This is a genomic window from Enterococcus sp. DIV0970a, assembly GCF_051711265.1.
Classification (GTDB): Bacteria; Bacillota; Bacilli; order Lactobacillales; family Enterococcaceae; genus Enterococcus_D; species Enterococcus_D casseliflavus.
Map to the genome: position 1 here is coordinate 1,056,630 of NZ_JBIOMF010000001.1, position 16,408 is coordinate 1,073,037.

Consider the following 16,408-nt stretch of genomic DNA (forward strand, 5'->3'; position numbering starts at 1 on the left):
AGTCGTCCCTTTTATCCGTAAGGATAAAAGGGCGGCTTTTTTTGTTTCTCACAGCCGAAACTATTCGCCTTCTTTTCAACAAGAAATTTATCTGTAAGGAGTTGAAGCAATGCCGATCATTATTCCCAAAGAACTACCCGCTGCAGCGGTCCTGCAAAAAGAAAATGTCTTTGCCTTACTGCAGCATAAAGCGGCGAAACAAGAGATTCGTCCCTTGAAGATCGCAATCGTCAATCTAATGCCGAAAAAGATCGCCACAGAAAATCAATTGCTGCGCCTGCTTTCCCAAAGTCCGCTGCAAATTGAAGTAACTTTACTGAAAATGAAGTACCACGAAAGTAAAAACACGTCTGTCGATCACATGGAAAAGTTCTATCAAGAATTCTCAGTGATCCAGTCCCAACGATTCGACGGCTTGATCATCACTGGTGCCCCTGTTGAAAAAATGGCCTTTGAAGCCATTGATTATTGGCAAGAACTGCAAGAGATCATGGATTGGAGCCAGACGAATTGCACTTCAGTCCTGCATATTTGTTGGGGGGCACAAGCTGGTCTTTATTACCATTATGGTATCGACAAAGTGTTGTACCCAAGCAAGTTGTTCGGCGTCTTCGAACAAGCAGTCACGCATTTTCATCCGCTCGTTCGCGGTTTTGACGACGTCTTTTATACGCCCCATTCGCGCTATACTGGCATCGATGAAGGCCAGCTCGCCCAAGCGCCTTTAGAAATATTGGCAGCGGGTGTTGAAACAGGGCCTTCCATCTTCGTATCAGAAGATCATAAAAATGCCTTCTTGCTAGGGCATTTTGAATACCACACAACGACCTTGAATGAAGAGTACTTGCGAGACATGGAACGGGGCTTAGCTACCGCATTGCCCAAAAATTACTTTGCCTATGACCGTTTAGGCGGAAAGATTACCAACCGTTGGCGGGGACATGCCTCTTTGTTTTTCAGCAATTGGATCAATGAAACCTATTTGCGAACGCCGTATGACCTGTCCGTCACGCCGACGAAAGAAGGATACCGAATTGGCAGTGAGCCAGAAGGTCGGGTGAGTATCAATGACGATTGAGCATTTTCTCTCCCACTATGCTAGACAGCGAAAAGGCACTGATTCTTTAAAATGGGATCTTGTGGATCAACGGTTCCAAGGAGAAAAGCTTTTGCCTTTATGGGTAGCTGATATGGATTTTGCTGCGCCAAAGGCAGTGGAAGAAGCCTTGCAGCAACTGGTTGCTCAAGGAACCTTTGGCTATGCGATTCCCCCCTCAGGCTATTTTTTAGCCTATCAAGCTTGGCAAGATCGCCACTGGGGGACGAAATTCGAAGAAAAATGGCTCTCGTTTTCCACAGGGGTCGTCCAATCTTTGGTTGATTTGCTTCATTGTTTCACAGAACCAGACGATGGCATCTTGATCCAGCCACCCGTCTATTATCCCTTTTTTGACAGCATCAAAGAGACGAAAAGGCGCTTGATAGAAGCACCCTTGCAAAAGGTGGGGAATTCTTATCAAATCGATTTTGTTGCTTTTGAAGCCAAAATCATTGAAGAAAAAGTGAAACTATTTATTCTCTGCTCCCCCCACAATCCAGTAGGGCGGGTCTGGCAAGAGAAAGAATTGCATCAGTTATTGGCCATTTGCCAAAAACATGAGGTTGTCGTGATCGCCGATGAGATCCATCGTGAGCTGATACTCGGTGAGCAGCAATTTGTTTCAGCCGTGACAGTGGCACAGGGGTTCGGCTTTGAGAAGCTGATCGTTCTGGATTCGCCCTCAAAAACTTTCAACTTAGCAGGATTATTGCTCTCTCATGTTTGGATTCCTGATTTAGAGATGCGTAGAGCCTATGAGGAGTGGTGCCGACAATACAAGCAGACGGAAGTCAATCGTTTGGGATTGGTGGCTGCGAAAGCCGCGTATGAATCGGGGGATCAATGGCTAGCGGACCTGCTTTTGGTGATTGCTGCCAACGAACAAATGGTCCGCCAGCAACTGCAAGAAGCATTTCCCAAAATTGAGGTCCTGCCATTAGAAGGAACCTATCTTCTCTGGGTGGATCTGCGGCAAGTCATTGCCAAAGAACGAACCAAGCACGTGATCCAAGATACTGCCGGTCTGGCAGTCGACTATGGGGAATGGTTTTCACAAGACGGTCAGGGCTTGATTCGTCTGAATCTTGCGACAACACCGACGATCATTCAAGAAGCCCTTGATCGCATGATCGAGGCAATCAAAAAGGAGGAACGACATGACGATTGATACAGCAACTTTTCTGGCACAATTAGGCAATCATTCGGATCAGCAAACTGGGGCGATCAGCCCACCGATCTATCTTTCCACGACCTTTGCTCATCCCGAGTTAGGGCAAAGTACTGGCTATGATTATACCCGTACCAAAAACCCGACCCGTGATATCTTAGAAGCAGGTCTTGCTGAATTAGAAAAAGGAGCTCGGGCAGTAGTGACCAGCTCTGGCATGAGTGCGATCGCTTTGATTTTTGACTTATTTACCAGCGGGAGTCGCTTTTTGGTTTCTCGTGATTTGTATGGCGGCAGCTTTCGCTATTTTGCAGAATTGGAAAAAAGCCAACGGGCATTCTTCGATACCTTCAGCACTGTAACAGAATTAAGTGAAAAATTAACTGACGAGGTAACGGCTGTCTTTTTAGAGACCCCAACGAATCCTTTGATGACCGTGACGGATATTGCTGAAACCGCCAAGCTTGCTCACGACCATGGGGCGCTGCTGATCGTAGATAATACCTTTTTGACGCCATTACGACAGCTGCCCTTAGAAGAAGGCGCGGATCTAGTGATCCATTCAGGCACCAAGTTCTTATCAGGTCACAATGATATTTTGGCTGGCGTCGTGATCGCCAAAGATGCGCAAGTAGGGGAGCGCTTGAATTATTTAGCCAATACTTCAGGCCCGACCTTGAGCAGCTTTGATACGTGGTTATTTATCCGAAGTTTAAAGACGCTGCCGTTGCGCTTTGAACGACAGGAAGCCAACGCCAAGGAAGTTGGCCGCTTTTTACGAGCCCATCCGGCGGTCAAAGAGGTGCTGTACCCAAATGCAGGGGCGATGATCAGTATTCGGGTGCTTGATGAAACCAAAATCAGCGGCTTCTTAGCGGCATTAAAGGTCTTTACCTTTGCGGAAAGCCTGGGTGGTGTGGAAAGTCTCATCACGTATCCAACGACACAGACCCACGCAGATATTCCTCAAGAGGTACGAGAATCTTATGGATTGACGCCGGATCTTTTACGGATCTCCATTGGGATCGAAAGTAGTAAAGATTTGATTGATGACTTAGAAAATGCACTGAAGATATTCAAATAACCCAACCACAGATCAGCTAGTGAAAAACTTACTTTTGTAGAGTAATTTTATTGACAGTTTTAGTTGTATAGGATAAAGTTACACTACATATGAATAGTGAGTCCGATGTTTTCGGTTGACGGCAACAGGGATTAACCATTTCTCCTTTGAAAAAGTAGGTTGTTTTGAGAAACAGAGGGGAAATTGGTCTAGTTGGCCATTCGACAAGGAAATAGGACGATTGATCTGAGGAGGGAACAAAAGGGGAAAAAAGGGATGAAAAGAAATGTAGTAAATGTGTTGACGACAGGAGTGATTGGGCTGTTTGCCTTGTTTAGCTTGGCTGCTTGTGGCACCAACCAAGCGGATGAAGAAACGACCGTCGTCAAATTAGGTGTCGTTGGCGAACAAAATGAAGCCTGGGAACATGTGCAGGAAGAATTGAAGGAAAACGAAAATATCGACTTGCAACTGGTGAAGTTCATCGATTATCGCCAACCAATCGTCGCATTAGAGGATGGGTCAATCGATCTTCACGCAGCATTGACGGAAATTTTTATGGATAATGTCAACGAAGAAAGTGGTTATTCCAACACGACGATTGCGTATACGACATTAAACCCACTTGGTATTTATTCCGATAAAATCACTGATGTCAGCGAATTGGCAGATGGTGCTACGGTGGCTTTACCCAATGATGTGTCAAATGAAAGCCGCGCACTATTACTCTTACAAACGGCCGGTTTGATCACTTTGGATGAATCAAAAGGGTTACTGCCAACAACCAGTGATGTCACTGAGAATCCCAAAGCCTTGAAATTTGAGCTGCTTGATTCCAATCAAACGGCTCGGGCAATGACCGATGTCGACATCTCTTTGATCAACAACGGCATGGCAGTCGATGCTGGCTTGGTTCCTACAGAAGATGCGATTTTCTTAGAACCTGTGGCTGACTCCTCCACGCCCTATTATAATGTCATTGCTGCGCGAGCAGACGAAGCAGAAAATGATGTGTACCAAACGGTCGTAGCGTATTATCAGACCGATGAAGTAAAAGCAATTATTGACGAAGTTACCAAGAAATCAAGTATCCCTGTTTGGGAATAAAAAGCAAAAAATCTACTATAATTATATAGGAACAGGAAGTAGGATGGGAAAATGATCAATTGGAAAAAAGGTTTAGCAAGTGTTGCCGTCGTCGGACTAGGATTCGTTCTAGCAGCTTGCGGTGGATCAAATACAGAGGAAACGGCAACCAGCAGTGCAGCTGGTGCTGGCGATGATGCAACATTCACTTATGCCATCAGCGGGGACCCATCGTCCACCAACCCGATCAACACCAGTGATCGCTGGGGCTTGACAGTGACAAACATGATCTATTCTCCACTCGTTACAGTGGAAGCAGATGGAACGACGAAAAATGCGTTAGCGGAATCAGTGGAACCGGCGGAAGACGGCCTTTCATTGACCGTGCATTTGAAACAAGATGTCAAATGGTCAGATGGCGAAGATTTTACCGCCGATGACGTTGTTTTCACGTATGAACAAAAAGTCAAAAAAGAAAACGGCAATGCCGATTCGCTTTGGGTCGACGACCAGCCGATCGCGATCGAAAAAGTGGATGAATACACCGTGAAATTTGTGTTGCCAACACCGAGTGCAGCAGCAATCAGCAATATCGCAACCGAAACATACATCATTCCAGAGCACATCTTTAAAGATGTTAGCGACTTTTCGGTCAGTGAACTGCCTGAAAAACCAGTTGGTACGGGTCCATATCAATTGAAAGAATACAAACGTGGTGAGTACTTTACTTTTGAAGCCAACGAAAACTATTATGGCGGCAAGCCTTCGATTCAAAACGTGACCTTGCGGATCATTGAAAGTACTGATACGGCCAAAGTTGCTTTGCAAAAAGGGGAAGTTGACGCAGCCGTTGTTTTGCCTTCAGATATCGAAGACTTAGATGATACGCAAATTTCTGTTTATCCCTATACAGAAAACCGCATTGGATACTTAGGCTTAAATACTCATTCAGATGCATTACAAGATGTGAAGGTCCGTCAAGCAGTCTTATATGCTTTGAACAAAGATGAATTAAATCAAGCAGCGTATTTAGATGAAGACTATTATGCAACACCGTATTCATTCTTACCACCGAACAATCCATACGTTACCGAAGATGTCGAGAAATATGAAACAAATGCTGAAAAAGCAAAAGAGCTTTTACAAGAAGCAGGTGTCACTGATTTTTCATTGAACTTGGCGTTCAACTCAACTGATCCAGCTCAAACGATCCAAGCTACGTTGATCCAACAACAATTGCAACAAGCAGGCATCACAGTTACCCTTGAAGGGGGCGATGGTACTGCGATCTTCACTGAGTTGAAAAAACCTGATTCAACGAAATACAACCTGTTCCTTGGCGGGTATATCATGGGGAATGACCCTGACTTATACGGCAGTTTATTCGAAACTGGCGGCAGTGCCAACTACTTCCAAAGCAATAGCGAAACCATTGACAATTTGTTTGCGCAAGCAGCAGTTGAATTGGACACAGACAAGCGTGAAGCATTGTACGATGATCTGCAAAAAGCCATTGCTGACGAAGCGATCATTTACCCAATCGTTGACAACAAGAAAATCTTAGCGGTCAATAACCGAATTGGTAATGTAGAAGATGCAGGCTTGATCCCAATCTATACATTCGAAGATATGTCTAAATTGACAATCAAGTAAATCCATTGGCTGTGATAAAGAGGAATCTTTTTTATCACAGCTTTTTTCTATGAAAAAGAAAGAAGGTCAATTATGTTTCGATATATTGCAAAACGAGTATTGCAAGCAATCCCTTTGCTATTTGTGATCTCTTTTATCGTATTTTCACTAATACATATCGCCCCGTATGATGTGATCGATTCCATCACGACACCGAATATGTCACAAGAGCAAATCGATCTGTTGCGGCAGCGCTATGGCTTGGATCAACCCTTTTTGGTTCAATATTTTCTTTGGATCAGAAATGTTCTTACTGGTAATCTTGGCTTTTCGTTGGTTTCTCAAAGCAGCATTTCACAAGAACTTGCGACTCGGATCCCGAATACGATGCGGCTAGTGATCCCTGCATATTTGACGGCTTTATTGCTGGCGATCATTTTAGGTCTGTTAGCCGCTGCCAACAAAGGAAAGATTTGGGATCGGATCATTGACGCTGTAGCATCTCTAGGGATCGCCGTGCCGACCTTCTGGTTTGCGATGATCTTGATTTATGTATTTGGTTACTTATTGAATATGTTCCCGATCATTGGCATGTATACAGTCGGCAAAGAAGGGGATTTTGGCGATTTTCTGCAGCACTTTATTTTGCCTTATATCACATTGACTGTCGCCTTCTTCCCAGATTTGACAAGGTATATTCGGGCATCAGCGACTCAGCAAGTATCAGAAGACTACGTGATGGTGCAACGGGCATTCCACGCCAGCAAATGGCAGATCTTCAGTCGTCACATTAGTCGCAATATTTTGATTCCCGTTGTCACACAAATCGGCTTGGCGTTACCGATGTTAGTTACCGGTGCGATCATTACAGAAACGATCTACGGTTGGCCGGGCGTCGGACCTTACTTGATGAGTGCAACGAAAAGCCTCGATTATCCTGTGATCATGGCGATCATGCTGCTGTCAGCAACACTGGTCATCTTAGGAAATTTGTTAGCGGATGTATTATATTCCGTGGTTGATCCACGTATCCGTAAAGGAGGGAGCAAGTAATGAAACGTTTCAAAAAAATCAGTGAAGTCATGCTTGCTTCGCCCATCTATACTTTTTCTGTCGTTTTCTTGACGTTATTGATCGTGTTATCGCTCGTTGCGCCTTTGATCCCGATCGATCCCAATGCAACGGATGTCAGCAACATGTCACAGCCACCGAGCTGGGCTCATTTGTTTGGGACTGATGAAGTGGGGCGGGATTACTTTATTCGGGTCGTCTACGGCGGTCGGGTGTCCTTGTTTGTAGGTGTGTTGGCAATGATCACTGCGACGTTTATCGGGACCCTTGTCGGTCTTGTTTCTGGCTACTTTGGCGGATGGATCGATAACTTGCTGATGCGGCTCGTCGATGTGTTGTCATCAATTCCTTGGCTGGTGTTAGTGATCGTTTTGAGCGTCTTTTTACGTCCTGGACTAACCACGATCATTATTGTGATCGGCGGGTTTTCATGGATGAACATCGCTCGTTTGATTCGTGGTGAAACGTTAGCAGCGAAAGAACGGGAGTATGTTGCTTACGGGAAATTTATCGGTCGTTCTTCATTCAGTATTATCGTGAAGCATGTTTTCCCAGCAGTACTGCCAACCTTGATCGTTGCGGCATCCGCAAGTATTTCTGGAGCGATCATGACCGAATCAGCGTTGAGCTTCCTCGGATTAGGCATTCAGCAGCCGATGGCTTCGTGGGGCAGTCTGTTGCAAAATGCGCAAAACAGCTTGCAGCGGGCACCATACATGGCGATCCTTCCAGGGCTCTTTGTTATTTTCACCATCTATTCCTTCAACAACATCGGCGACATGATCAAACATGTCTTGCAAAGGGAGGTGTGACCGATGAAGACAGAATTATTAGCGATCGAAGCGTTGAATGTGACGTTTCACAGCAAAACCGGTCCGAAACCGTTAGTCAAAAAGCTGGATCTAGTGATTCCAAAAGGCAAAGTGGTTGGGATCGTCGGCGAATCTGGTAGTGGCAAAAGTATGACCATGAAAAGTGTCATGGATCTTTTGCCTGATAAGGTGACCGATCACTATGCCAGTTATACATTTGAAGGAGCAGCAGTGACCGATCGTCGAACATTACCGATCGCCATGATTTTTCAAGACCCGATGACTTCGTTGAATCCTTTGCGTACGATTGGCTATCATTTGATCGAAGTGATTCGCCGCTCACAAAACGTATCGAAAAAAGCAGCTCAAGAAATCGCCGTCAAAGAGTTAGAGAAGGTCGGCATACCTTTTCCAGCGCAACGCATGAAACAATATCCCCACGAGCTATCAGGGGGGATGCGTCAGCGGGTGATGATCGCCATGGCTTTATTGGCGCAACCGAAATTGCTGATCGCAGATGAACCGACGACGGCTTTAGATGTGACGATCCAAGCACAGATTTTGGCCTTGATCAAAAATCTGCAAAGAGAGAACCAGCTTTCCGTCGTCCTTGTGACCCATGACTTTGGGGTCGTTGCAGGAATGTGCGACTTTATTAAAGTGATGTATCAAGGTCGAGTCGTGGAAGAAGGCACCACAGAAGAAATCTTTTATCAACCTGCGCATCCTTATACGAAACAATTATTGCAGGCGGCCCATTTAGGCGACAAGCATGCCGAATTAAAAGTCTTTGACTATCATGAGACATTGGCAGATGAGTTGCAAGAAACGCAGTTATCTAAGACCCATCGCGTTTGGCGCAATCAGGAGGTGACAGAATAATGGAAGAACTGATTCGCGTAGAACATGCGACGAAAACCTTTCGCAGCAAAAACTGGCGCGGCACTGTCAGTGAAGTCCGAGCGGTCGAAGATGTCAGCCTAACGATCCATCGGGGCGAGACATTGGGGCTAGTAGGGGAATCTGGGAGTGGGAAAACCACTTTAGGACGCAGTATTTTAAATTTAGAGACCTTAACAAGCGGGGAGATTTTCTTCGAAGGCAAAGAGCTAACAGCATTGACGGCAGAAGATCGCAAAGCAGCGTATCAGCAAATGCAGATCATTTTCCAAGATCCGTATTCATCATTGAATCCCCGCATGACGGCACTTGAACTGGTGATGGAGCCGTTGTATCATGAAACGAAAGATGCTGCCCGAGCGAAAGCCAAAGAAATCTTAGCGATCGTCGGGATCACGGGTGATGATGTCCATAAACTGCCCCGCAGTTTCAGCGGCGGACAACGGCAACGGATCGGCATCGCTCGTGCGGTGGTTAATCGCCCGGCGTTCGTCTTGTGTGATGAACCGACTTCGGCATTAGATGTCTCCATTCAGGCTCAGATCATCCAATTGCTGCTGCGTCTGCAAAAAGAGTTTTCATTGTCTTATTTGTTCATTTCCCATGACTTGTCCGTGATTCGTCATATCAGTGACCGAACAGCCGTCATGTATCAAGGGAAACTAGTTGAATTGGCACCCACCGACCGTTTGTTTGACAATCCGCTGCATCCTTACACGAAGAAATTATTAGCAGCAGCGCCGATCGCTGATCCTGTGTTAGCAAGAGGTGCGATGGAACAAACGGAGATTCAAAGCACGATTACTTTGACACCATTGTATGAATGGGTCGAAGTTGAACCAGATCATTTTGTGAGGAGAGAAAAACGATGACAGTAGAAACATTGACGATCCATCAAGGAAGCGACAAATTTGAAATGACGACCCCAACTGGCAATTGGGTGTTAGCACGGGAAAAAGGCTATTCGCCAGTCCAAATGCTGGTGAGTGCGGTCGCTGCTTGCGGCGGCTATGTATACGCATCCGTCCTAGAGAATTCAAAAATCACAGCAGAAATCGAAAAGATCGAAGTCAGCTATGACCGGGACGACAACAAAAAAGCCCAACCAGTCAGTGCCATCCACATTCAGTTTTATGCGAAAATCGCTGAAGCCGACCATGACAAAGCGACCCGTTGCCTAAAACTCGTTTCACCAAATTGCCCCGTGATCCAATCATTAGATCCAGCTATCGAAGTGACGGAAACAGTGACGTTTATTTAATCGAAAAAGACTTTGTGTGCCTGAAACCAATAGGCGTACAAAGTCTTTTTTTTGATCAATAAATAATATTCTCCCGAATAAAGTCGATATCTGTCACTAATAGTTTGCGATCGACACTTTTTAGGGCGCCAGATTCTCGTAATTTTTGCATCATTCGATTGACACTGCTGGCAGAGGTAATGCCGCAAAAGCGAGCGATCTCCTCATTGGTGACTTCAAAGTCAATCAAGACACCATCTGTTGTCTGGATTCCGAACGTTTCATACAGCTCATTGATTTGGGTACAGACAGCACCAAATTTGCCGTTCATCAGCATTTGCTGCATCTTTTTCATCGTATCCATCAAGTTTCTTCGATAATACTCTTTGACATAATCCTGCAGCAGGCGATCACGATTGACATCTGCCCAAAATTGATCCCGCACGATTTTGTATAATTCGGCTTCTTCTGATTCAACCCGCACATTAAAAGGGGCTTCGACTTCTTGAGAGGATTCGTCTTTAAACAAAGAGACGATCTCAAAATCCGTCAAATAGCGCAAGTTGAATTCGCGCCCTTCATGGGTCACTACGCTAGTTTTGATGATGCCTTTTTTTAAAATATAGACGTAGCGATCCGGGATGCCTTCATATGTCAAGTAACTCTTTTTCTTACGGATAACGACCGGTATTGCTTGTTTTTCTAAATAATCACGTAATATCTGTTTCTCCACCCACGTTACTCCTTCACTTCATGCAACCCAACATTTTCTGAAAAAAATCTGAAATTTCCTCTATTCATGCTTCATTAAAAGACATTTCTGGTGAAAAAGCAATAACAAATGTTAATGTTTCTTGTTAATGCTCTTTTTTAACAGCAAAAGCGCATTTCAAGCAGAGGAAGTTTCGGTATAGTAAAACGCATCACAGCACAAACAGGAGGAATGGAAGAAACATGTCAGATAGGGAAACCAATCAAGAAGGAGTCGTCAGCTCGTTGCCGTCAACTAAAAATGAAAAACTATGGAACAAAGGGTTTATCACGATTACCTTGATCAATTTTATCGTCTTTCTCGTGTATTATTGTTTTGTCGTCATCACCGCGAAATTTGCCACGCAGGAGTTAGGGGCATCCACTGCACAAGCTGGCTTGGCAGCGGGGATCTACATTATCGGGACCTTGATCGCTCGCTTGTATGTTGGGAAAATTTTAGAATTAGTTGGTCGTAAAGCCGTTTTGCGCTGGGGGATAGTGTTTTATGTCATTACCACCGCTGCTTATTTGGTCTCAGTCAACATTTATATTTTAGATGCAGTGCGCTTTTTCAATGGCTTTGCTTATGGTGCCGTCTCGACTGCGGCTAATGCGATCGTCACCGCTTATATCCCAGCTTCCAAACATGGCGAAGGGATCAATTACTATGGATTAAGTACTAGTTTAGCAGCGGCGGTCGGACCTTTTATTGGTATGCTATTACTACCGACGGTCGGCTTTGATTTCATTATTTGGTTAGCAACTATTTTATCGATCGCAACAGCCATCGCTTGTTTCTGGTTCCCAGTCAAAAACATCCCATTGACGGAAGAACACAAAGCGCAGCTGCAAAAATGGTCCATCAAAAGTTTTGTCGAACCAAAAGTTTTTTTCATTTCTGGGATTGCCTTTTTGATCGGGTTGGCTTATTCCAGCGTTCTCGGCTTCTTGTCGATCTACGCCAGTGACCTTGGGTTGGAAACGGCCGGTGCCTTTTTCTTCATCGTCTATGCACTTTCTGTGACCTTCACACGGCCAATGACGGGCAAACTGTTTGACCGCCATGGCGCAGATGCGGTCATGTATCCCAGCTTTCTATTCTTGACCCTTGGTCTTTTCTTATTGAGTATTACTGGCAACAGCTGGATGTTGTTGCTTGCGGGTTGCTTTGTCGGCTTGGGCTATGGCACCTTCATGTCCAATGGACAAGCCGTCTGTCTGAAAGAAGTCGATCCTCACCGTGTCGGCGTAGCGCTCTCCACTTATTTCATCGGGCTGGATCTCGGCTTAGGCGTAGGTCCCTATGCACTAGGAAGCTTACACGGTCTGTTTGATTATTCGCAAATCTACATCTTATGCGGACTGATCCCAGTCGTCGTTCTTGTTTTATACAAATTGTTTTATAAAACGAAACGCGCAGTTGCCGCCGTTGGTACGATGAAGCAGCCAATCAACGAAGAAGACTAACCTCAACCATTACAAAAAGGAGTGTTTCACCATGGATAACAATCAATTGATTATTGAAGCATTGAACAAATTAGTAACGAATATCAACGAATTGAATGAAGAAATGCATGCCATGAAAGAGGTCACCGCAACAATGACCCATGAACAGCTTGCTATCGATCATCAATTACGCGACATCAAATCGGTATTGATCAATGACAATCTGATTGGGTAAATTGTCATAAGGCTTGAAAGGAAACAAGAAACAGGAATGAACGCTTTTTTTTGAGAATGTTTCCTGCTCACCTACTGGTGGTAGAAAGATTCACATGAGAAAAGCGTTTTTTTGATGCACAAAAAAAGAAAAGCGAACATTGGCAGATTTTGTACAAGAAAATAAGCAAGAAAAATTGTAGCAGTCCGCGCTTGTATGCTATAGTGTGTCTGGGTAGCAATACCTAAAAAAAATCAGAGTAGGAAATAAAGCGTTAAGTGCTGAAAGGATGGGATGTTGCCTTTCGGACGAAGAACGATCATTCGTTCGCGGTTCTATTTTCGCATTCGCTGCATGAATTTGTAGCAACTCTAAAAGGAGATGCTCGCTATGAAAAGAAAAGTCGATGCACACATGATTGCAATCATGGGACTTTTGATTGCCTTAATGGTGGTCTTGTCGCAAATCTTGGGGTTTGAAACCTCCTATATCAAAATCACATTTTCCTTTGTACCACAGCTGATCATGGGTATGCTGTTTGGTCCGTTTTGGACAGCAGTTGGCTCCTCATTAGCCGATATCGCAGGAATGGTGATTTTTCCAAAATCAGCCTACTTTTTCGGCTTTACCATCAATGCCTTCGTTGGTGGACTGATTTATGGCTACTTCTTTTATCGGAAAGAAGTCACATTAAAACGAGCGGCGATGGTCGTCTTGTTAAATACACTTTTAATAACCTTGATCTTAACACCGATCTGGTTAGCTATGATGCTGAATATTCCTTTGACAAGCTGGGCGATCTGGTCTGTCCGCTTGCTAAAAGCAGTCATCATGTTTCCGATACAAACTGCGTTGATTTACATCGTAGGGCGTGCGGTACCATACAAACGGCTGATCCGACGGTTCGTTTAACGAGTAAAAAAGAACGATAACATCCATTGAAGTGAATCATCTGCGAATATTTCGTCAGTGGTTCACTTTTTTCTTTCTAAGGATTGGCTTAATCATTCTCAATAACTTGTTTAGAGGGGAAGGGGAACCTATGAATAAAAAAGGACTCGCTATGGGACTGTTTCTTTTCTTGGTCTTAGCAGCAATGGGAGGGATGAAGTGGATGATAGAACAGCAAAAACAGCAAACTGAAGAGCCAGCCATGATCCAGCAAAGCAGCTTGAGGGACGAAACTCAGGAAGAAAGCAGGGAAAGTCAGGAAACCACCTCAGTTTCCACGTCAACTTCTGTTTCAACTTCCACGCAAGAACAGCCAGAAGAGGCAATAGCAGAAAAAATCGCCACGATGAGTTTGGAGGAAAAGGTCGGGCAATTGTTTTTTGTGCGTGTGCCAGAAAGCAATCAAATCGAAGAGCTTCAAAAGTATCATTTCGGTGGCTATCTGTTATTCGGCCGTGATACCGAAAATGAGACGGCGGAGAGCTTGAAACAGAAAATTTCAGATTACCAAGCAGCCAGCGCCATTCCGCTGTTGATCGGTATGGATGAAGAAGGGGGCACAGTGACTCGCATCAGCCGCAATCCGAACCTTACGGATCAGCGTTTTCTCTCACCACAACAGCTGTATGCCCAAGGTGGATGGTCGGCGATCGAAGAAGATACAGCAAAGAAAGCGGAAATTTTAAAAGCTTACGGCATCAATGCTGGGCTGTTTCCCGTTGCCGATGTTTCCACTGATCCGCAGTCCTTTATCTACGACCGAACCATTGGCATGGATGCGCAGGGCACGAGTACGTTTGTAGAACGTGTGGTTCATGTTTTACAGAAACACCACGTTGGGTCAACCTTGAAGCATTTTCCTGGCTATGGCAACAATCGTGACTCGCATGTCGAAATCGTCACCGATGACCGCCCGCTATCTGCACTGCGGGAAACGGATTTTCTGCCTTTTGCCGCAGGGATCAAAGCTGGTGCCGATAGTATTTTGGTGGCCCATACGATCGTCAATAGTATCGATAAGACCGTACCCGCCTCTATTTCAAAACCCGTGCACGAGCTGCTGCGAAATGAATTGCATTTTGAAGGGGTCATCATGACGGATGACTTGGATATGGCAGGACTTTCTGAGTTCATTCCGCAAAAAGAAGCCGCATTACAGGCGTTGCAGGCGGGAAATGATCTAGTGATCTCATCTACCTACCAAGAACAGATTCCTTTTGTCGTACAAGCGGTTGAAGATGGCCGCTATTTAGAAGCTGATTTGAATGCTTCTGTCAAACGGGTCTTGCTCTGGAAAGAAGCATTGCATGTACTTTAAGAAAAAAATAAACCTGCTGTTTCCTCCGTGTAAGAGAGTCGTTCTCTTACTGAGAGGAAGCAGCAGGTTTTTTTAGATACTCTGAGCCAGTGCCTCTAATTCTTTGGCAAAGGCTTCTTGCCCAATAAAACGCAGATAATCCAATGCTTTTTCAATCGTGGCCATTCCCAGCGTACGATCTCCTTGAAACAAGGCGTAAATGCCTTCGAAATAACGAATCATCAAGCGGATACGATCATTGTCCGGCGGCAGGTGATCGGCTAGATACGTCAGCACATGCGCCAACTCGTTAGGTTTTTTGCGATCGATAAACAAGAAAGCCGCATTCGTCAGCAATTTTGTGTAGATTTGATAATTGATACTTAACGCATTGCTGTAAAAAATTTTTTTATTCAGGTGTTTCATTTGATACAAGATGTACTCGTCAGAAAAGAGGAAGAGCAGATTGGTAAATAAGGAGATTTCAAATTTTCCCCACGTGTCGATGCGTTCCAAGTATTTCTTGATGGTCGCTTCGATGATGCGCCGTTCTTCCTCGTCAGTAACCACGCCTTTTTTCTCTAAAATCAAAAAGAATTGACTATACAGGACATAATAGAAGAAATCCTTCGTGGTTTTATACAGCGCTTGGGCTTTGTTGATCAAAGAGAGGACTTCAGAATACTTGCTTTCATAGTAAGCGGTGGTCAACTGTTTGGATAGCTGTTTTTTTTCGCTGACTTGATTGTCATCCAAGCGATACTCAAATTCCTCTAAGGTGACATTTAAGCGGTCCAAATATTGGTGCAAAATATCAAAGGCGATGCGATGCCCTTTTTGTTCAAAGGTTGCCAGTGTACTGCGTTCTGAAATGTTCTCAACCAATTTTCGCTGTGAGATATTTCGTTCCGTTCGTAACTCTTTTAACAAGTCATTGGCCTTCAAAAAATCCCTCCTAAAAAAAGTGGACGGAAAAATAGTCCAAATATGTTACAGCTTTATTTTGCGGGTAAACTTGAAGAAAGTCAATTAAAGGAGGAGAAATGGATGTTTGATTTTTTTAGTTTTCCCTGGGAAGTTGTAGAACTAATGGCTAACGTTTTTTCTTTCTTCAAATAATCGATCCTTTGTGATTGGTTAGCAATTGATTTTTTAACAGGAAAAAAGTATAAGTGGTTTCACGTAATAAGTTACTGTTCATTCGCGCATTCAAACGCCCTCTCCCCAAACAGCTTACCCTGTCAAGGTGCGTAGGTCTGCCGAATCCCTTTTAAAAAAGGAGCAAACACAACAGCGAGTGATTGCTCTTTTTTTGTTGGTCAAAAAACCTGCATACGGCATCCCAACAGTCAGTTTTGTTTTTTCTTGAACATTGGTTCATTCGGATCAGAATAGTAATCAGGATTGAATTCATCATCGATCGATACCCCGAAAAGAGAGACGAGACTGGGAAGAACCCCAATCACGCCGAGGGCGACGGCAACTGGAAGGTAGAATTTTTTGCGCTTGTACCACGGAAGCTGCGATTTCTTTTCCATAGGAAATCCTCCTTTTTAAATAGTGTAGCATGTTCTGAGTTGAGTGTGTTAATAATTACCTTCAATATTTAAAAATATACTAAAGTGGTATATAGGTATATCTGATGGGGAAAAGGCTTCCTAGTAAAATTTAGGGAG

17 protein-coding genes and 1 riboswitch are annotated in these 16,408 nt (G+C 44.4%); of the genes, 14 read left to right on the plus strand and 3 right to left on the minus strand.

Annotated elements, in window-relative coordinates:
• The first annotated feature begins 109 nt into the window (after positions 1–109).
• The 10 genes from IGK14_RS04985 (at position 110) to IGK14_RS05030 (ending at position 10,092) form a co-directional block, all read left to right on the plus strand.
• The gene (locus IGK14_RS04985; protein WP_010747802.1) at positions 110–1,078 is read left to right on the plus strand and encodes a homoserine O-succinyltransferase; all 969 of its coding nucleotides are present in this window, start codon (positions 110–112) and stop codon (positions 1,076–1,078) included.
• A complete protein-coding gene (locus IGK14_RS04990; RefSeq protein ID WP_118214825.1) occupies positions 1,068–2,267 on the plus strand; it encodes a MalY/PatB family protein in 1,200 nt (399 codons plus the stop codon). The genes IGK14_RS04985 and IGK14_RS04990 overlap by 11 nt, the downstream gene beginning before the upstream one ends.
• On the plus strand, positions 2,257–3,351 hold the full coding sequence (locus tag IGK14_RS04995) for an aminotransferase class I/II-fold pyridoxal phosphate-dependent enzyme (protein ID WP_016608218.1): 1,095 nt from the start codon (positions 2,257–2,259) through the stop codon (positions 3,349–3,351). The genes IGK14_RS04990 and IGK14_RS04995 overlap by 11 nt, the downstream gene beginning before the upstream one ends.
• A 255-nt stretch (positions 3,352–3,606) precedes the next feature.
• On the plus strand, positions 3,607–4,437 hold the full coding sequence (locus IGK14_RS05000; RefSeq protein WP_010747806.1) for a MetQ/NlpA family ABC transporter substrate-binding protein: 831 nt from the start codon (positions 3,607–3,609) through the stop codon (positions 4,435–4,437).
• A gap of 51 nt (positions 4,438–4,488) precedes the next feature.
• Positions 4,489–6,069, plus strand: a complete 1,581-nt coding sequence (locus tag IGK14_RS05005) for an ABC transporter substrate-binding protein (RefSeq protein WP_416135977.1) — start codon at positions 4,489–4,491, stop codon at positions 6,067–6,069.
• A 72-nt stretch (positions 6,070–6,141) separates the two neighbouring features.
• On the plus strand, positions 6,142–7,101 hold the full coding sequence (locus IGK14_RS05010; protein ID WP_002307597.1) for an ABC transporter permease: 960 nt from the start codon (positions 6,142–6,144) through the stop codon (positions 7,099–7,101).
• On the plus strand, positions 7,101–7,931 hold the full coding sequence (locus tag IGK14_RS05015) for an ABC transporter permease (protein ID WP_010747808.1): 831 nt from the start codon (positions 7,101–7,103) through the stop codon (positions 7,929–7,931). The genes IGK14_RS05010 and IGK14_RS05015 overlap by 1 nt, the downstream gene beginning before the upstream one ends.
• Positions 7,932–7,934: 3 nt before the next feature.
• Positions 7,935–8,813 carry an ABC transporter ATP-binding protein gene (locus IGK14_RS05020; RefSeq protein ID WP_060791841.1) on the plus strand — a complete coding sequence of 293 codons (879 nt, stop codon included), beginning with the start codon at positions 7,935–7,937 and terminating at the stop codon, positions 8,811–8,813.
• Positions 8,813–9,703 (plus strand): ATP-binding cassette domain-containing protein, encoded by an 891-nt coding sequence (locus tag IGK14_RS05025; RefSeq protein WP_002316738.1) that lies wholly within the window; start codon positions 8,813–8,815, stop codon positions 9,701–9,703. The genes IGK14_RS05020 and IGK14_RS05025 overlap by 1 nt, the downstream gene beginning before the upstream one ends.
• Positions 9,700–10,092: an OsmC family protein gene (locus tag IGK14_RS05030; protein WP_010747810.1), complete on the plus strand. Its 393-nt coding sequence runs from the start codon at positions 9,700–9,702 to the stop codon at positions 10,090–10,092. The genes IGK14_RS05025 and IGK14_RS05030 overlap by 4 nt, the downstream gene beginning before the upstream one ends.
• 55 nt (positions 10,093–10,147) lie before the next feature.
• On the opposite strand, the gene IGK14_RS05035 is transcribed toward IGK14_RS05030, so the two are convergent.
• Positions 10,148–10,804: a Crp/Fnr family transcriptional regulator gene (locus IGK14_RS05035; RefSeq protein ID WP_008378905.1), complete on the minus strand. Its 657-nt coding sequence runs from the start codon at positions 10,802–10,804 to the stop codon at positions 10,148–10,150.
• A gap of 221 nt (positions 10,805–11,025) precedes the next feature.
• Here IGK14_RS05035 and IGK14_RS05040 point away from each other — a divergent pair, with 221 nt between their 5' ends.
• From IGK14_RS05040 to IGK14_RS05055, 4 genes are all read left to right on the plus strand, one after another.
• Positions 11,026–12,291, plus strand: coding sequence for an MFS transporter (locus IGK14_RS05040; protein ID WP_086294894.1), 1,266 nt, complete (start codon positions 11,026–11,028; stop codon positions 12,289–12,291).
• Positions 12,292–12,322: 31 nt separating this feature from the next.
• On the plus strand, positions 12,323–12,505 hold the full coding sequence (locus IGK14_RS05045) for a hypothetical protein (RefSeq protein WP_005225550.1): 183 nt from the start codon (positions 12,323–12,325) through the stop codon (positions 12,503–12,505).
• Between the two features lie 232 nt (positions 12,506–12,737).
• A riboswitch (THF riboswitch) is annotated at positions 12,738–12,839 on the plus strand.
• Between the two features lie 26 nt (positions 12,840–12,865).
• On the plus strand, positions 12,866–13,396 hold the full coding sequence (locus IGK14_RS05050; protein WP_438711720.1) for a folate family ECF transporter S component: 531 nt from the start codon (positions 12,866–12,868) through the stop codon (positions 13,394–13,396).
• A 130-nt stretch (positions 13,397–13,526) separates the two neighbouring features.
• The gene (locus IGK14_RS05055; RefSeq protein ID WP_438711722.1) at positions 13,527–14,753 is read left to right on the plus strand and encodes a glycoside hydrolase family 3 protein; all 1,227 of its coding nucleotides are present in this window, start codon (positions 13,527–13,529) and stop codon (positions 14,751–14,753) included.
• Between the two features lie 72 nt (positions 14,754–14,825).
• Here the strand turns inward: IGK14_RS05055 and IGK14_RS05060 are convergent, their stop codons facing one another.
• Together IGK14_RS05060 and IGK14_RS05065 are read right to left on the minus strand one after the other, a co-directional pair.
• Entirely contained in the window at positions 14,826–15,677 is an 852-nt protein-coding gene (locus IGK14_RS05060; RefSeq protein ID WP_438711723.1) for an Rgg/GadR/MutR family transcriptional regulator, read from the minus strand.
• A 404-nt stretch (positions 15,678–16,081) separates the two neighbouring features.
• Positions 16,082–16,270 carry a hypothetical protein gene (locus IGK14_RS05065; protein WP_200126315.1) on the minus strand — a complete coding sequence of 63 codons (189 nt, stop codon included), beginning with the start codon at positions 16,268–16,270 and terminating at the stop codon, positions 16,082–16,084.
• Positions 16,271–16,408 lie beyond the last annotated feature (138 nt).

What these genes read in the sequence shown, in the direction of transcription:
- IGK14_RS04985 (WP_010747802.1), top strand. Translation starts at nt 110, where the DNA reads ATGCCGATCATTATTCCCAAAGAACTACCCGCTGCAGCGGTCCTGCAA.
- IGK14_RS05015 (WP_010747808.1), top strand. Translation starts at nt 7,101, where the DNA reads ATGAAACGTTTCAAAAAAATCAGTGAAGTCATGCTTGCTTCGCCCATC.
- IGK14_RS05000 (WP_010747806.1), top strand. Translation starts at nt 3,607, where the DNA reads ATGAAAAGAAATGTAGTAAATGTGTTGACGACAGGAGTGATTGGGCTG.
- IGK14_RS05065 (WP_200126315.1), bottom strand. Translation starts at nt 16,270, where the DNA reads ATGGAAAAGAAATCGCAGCTTCCGTGGTACAAGCGCAAAAAATTCTAC.
- IGK14_RS05040 (WP_086294894.1), top strand. Translation starts at nt 11,026, where the DNA reads ATGTCAGATAGGGAAACCAATCAAGAAGGAGTCGTCAGCTCGTTGCCG.
- IGK14_RS05020 (WP_060791841.1), top strand. Translation starts at nt 7,935, where the DNA reads ATGAAGACAGAATTATTAGCGATCGAAGCGTTGAATGTGACGTTTCAC.
- IGK14_RS05025 (WP_002316738.1), top strand. Translation starts at nt 8,813, where the DNA reads ATGGAAGAACTGATTCGCGTAGAACATGCGACGAAAACCTTTCGCAGC.
- IGK14_RS05010 (WP_002307597.1), top strand. Translation starts at nt 6,142, where the DNA reads ATGTTTCGATATATTGCAAAACGAGTATTGCAAGCAATCCCTTTGCTA.
- IGK14_RS05005 (WP_416135977.1), top strand. Translation starts at nt 4,489, where the DNA reads ATGATCAATTGGAAAAAAGGTTTAGCAAGTGTTGCCGTCGTCGGACTA.
- IGK14_RS05055 (WP_438711722.1), top strand. Translation starts at nt 13,527, where the DNA reads ATGAATAAAAAAGGACTCGCTATGGGACTGTTTCTTTTCTTGGTCTTA.
- IGK14_RS05030 (WP_010747810.1), top strand. Translation starts at nt 9,700, where the DNA reads ATGACAGTAGAAACATTGACGATCCATCAAGGAAGCGACAAATTTGAA.
- IGK14_RS04995 (WP_016608218.1), top strand. Translation starts at nt 2,257, where the DNA reads ATGACGATTGATACAGCAACTTTTCTGGCACAATTAGGCAATCATTCG.
- IGK14_RS04990 (WP_118214825.1), top strand. Translation starts at nt 1,068, where the DNA reads ATGACGATTGAGCATTTTCTCTCCCACTATGCTAGACAGCGAAAAGGC.
- IGK14_RS05045 (WP_005225550.1), top strand. Translation starts at nt 12,323, where the DNA reads ATGGATAACAATCAATTGATTATTGAAGCATTGAACAAATTAGTAACG.
- IGK14_RS05050 (WP_438711720.1), top strand. Translation starts at nt 12,866, where the DNA reads ATGCTCGCTATGAAAAGAAAAGTCGATGCACACATGATTGCAATCATG.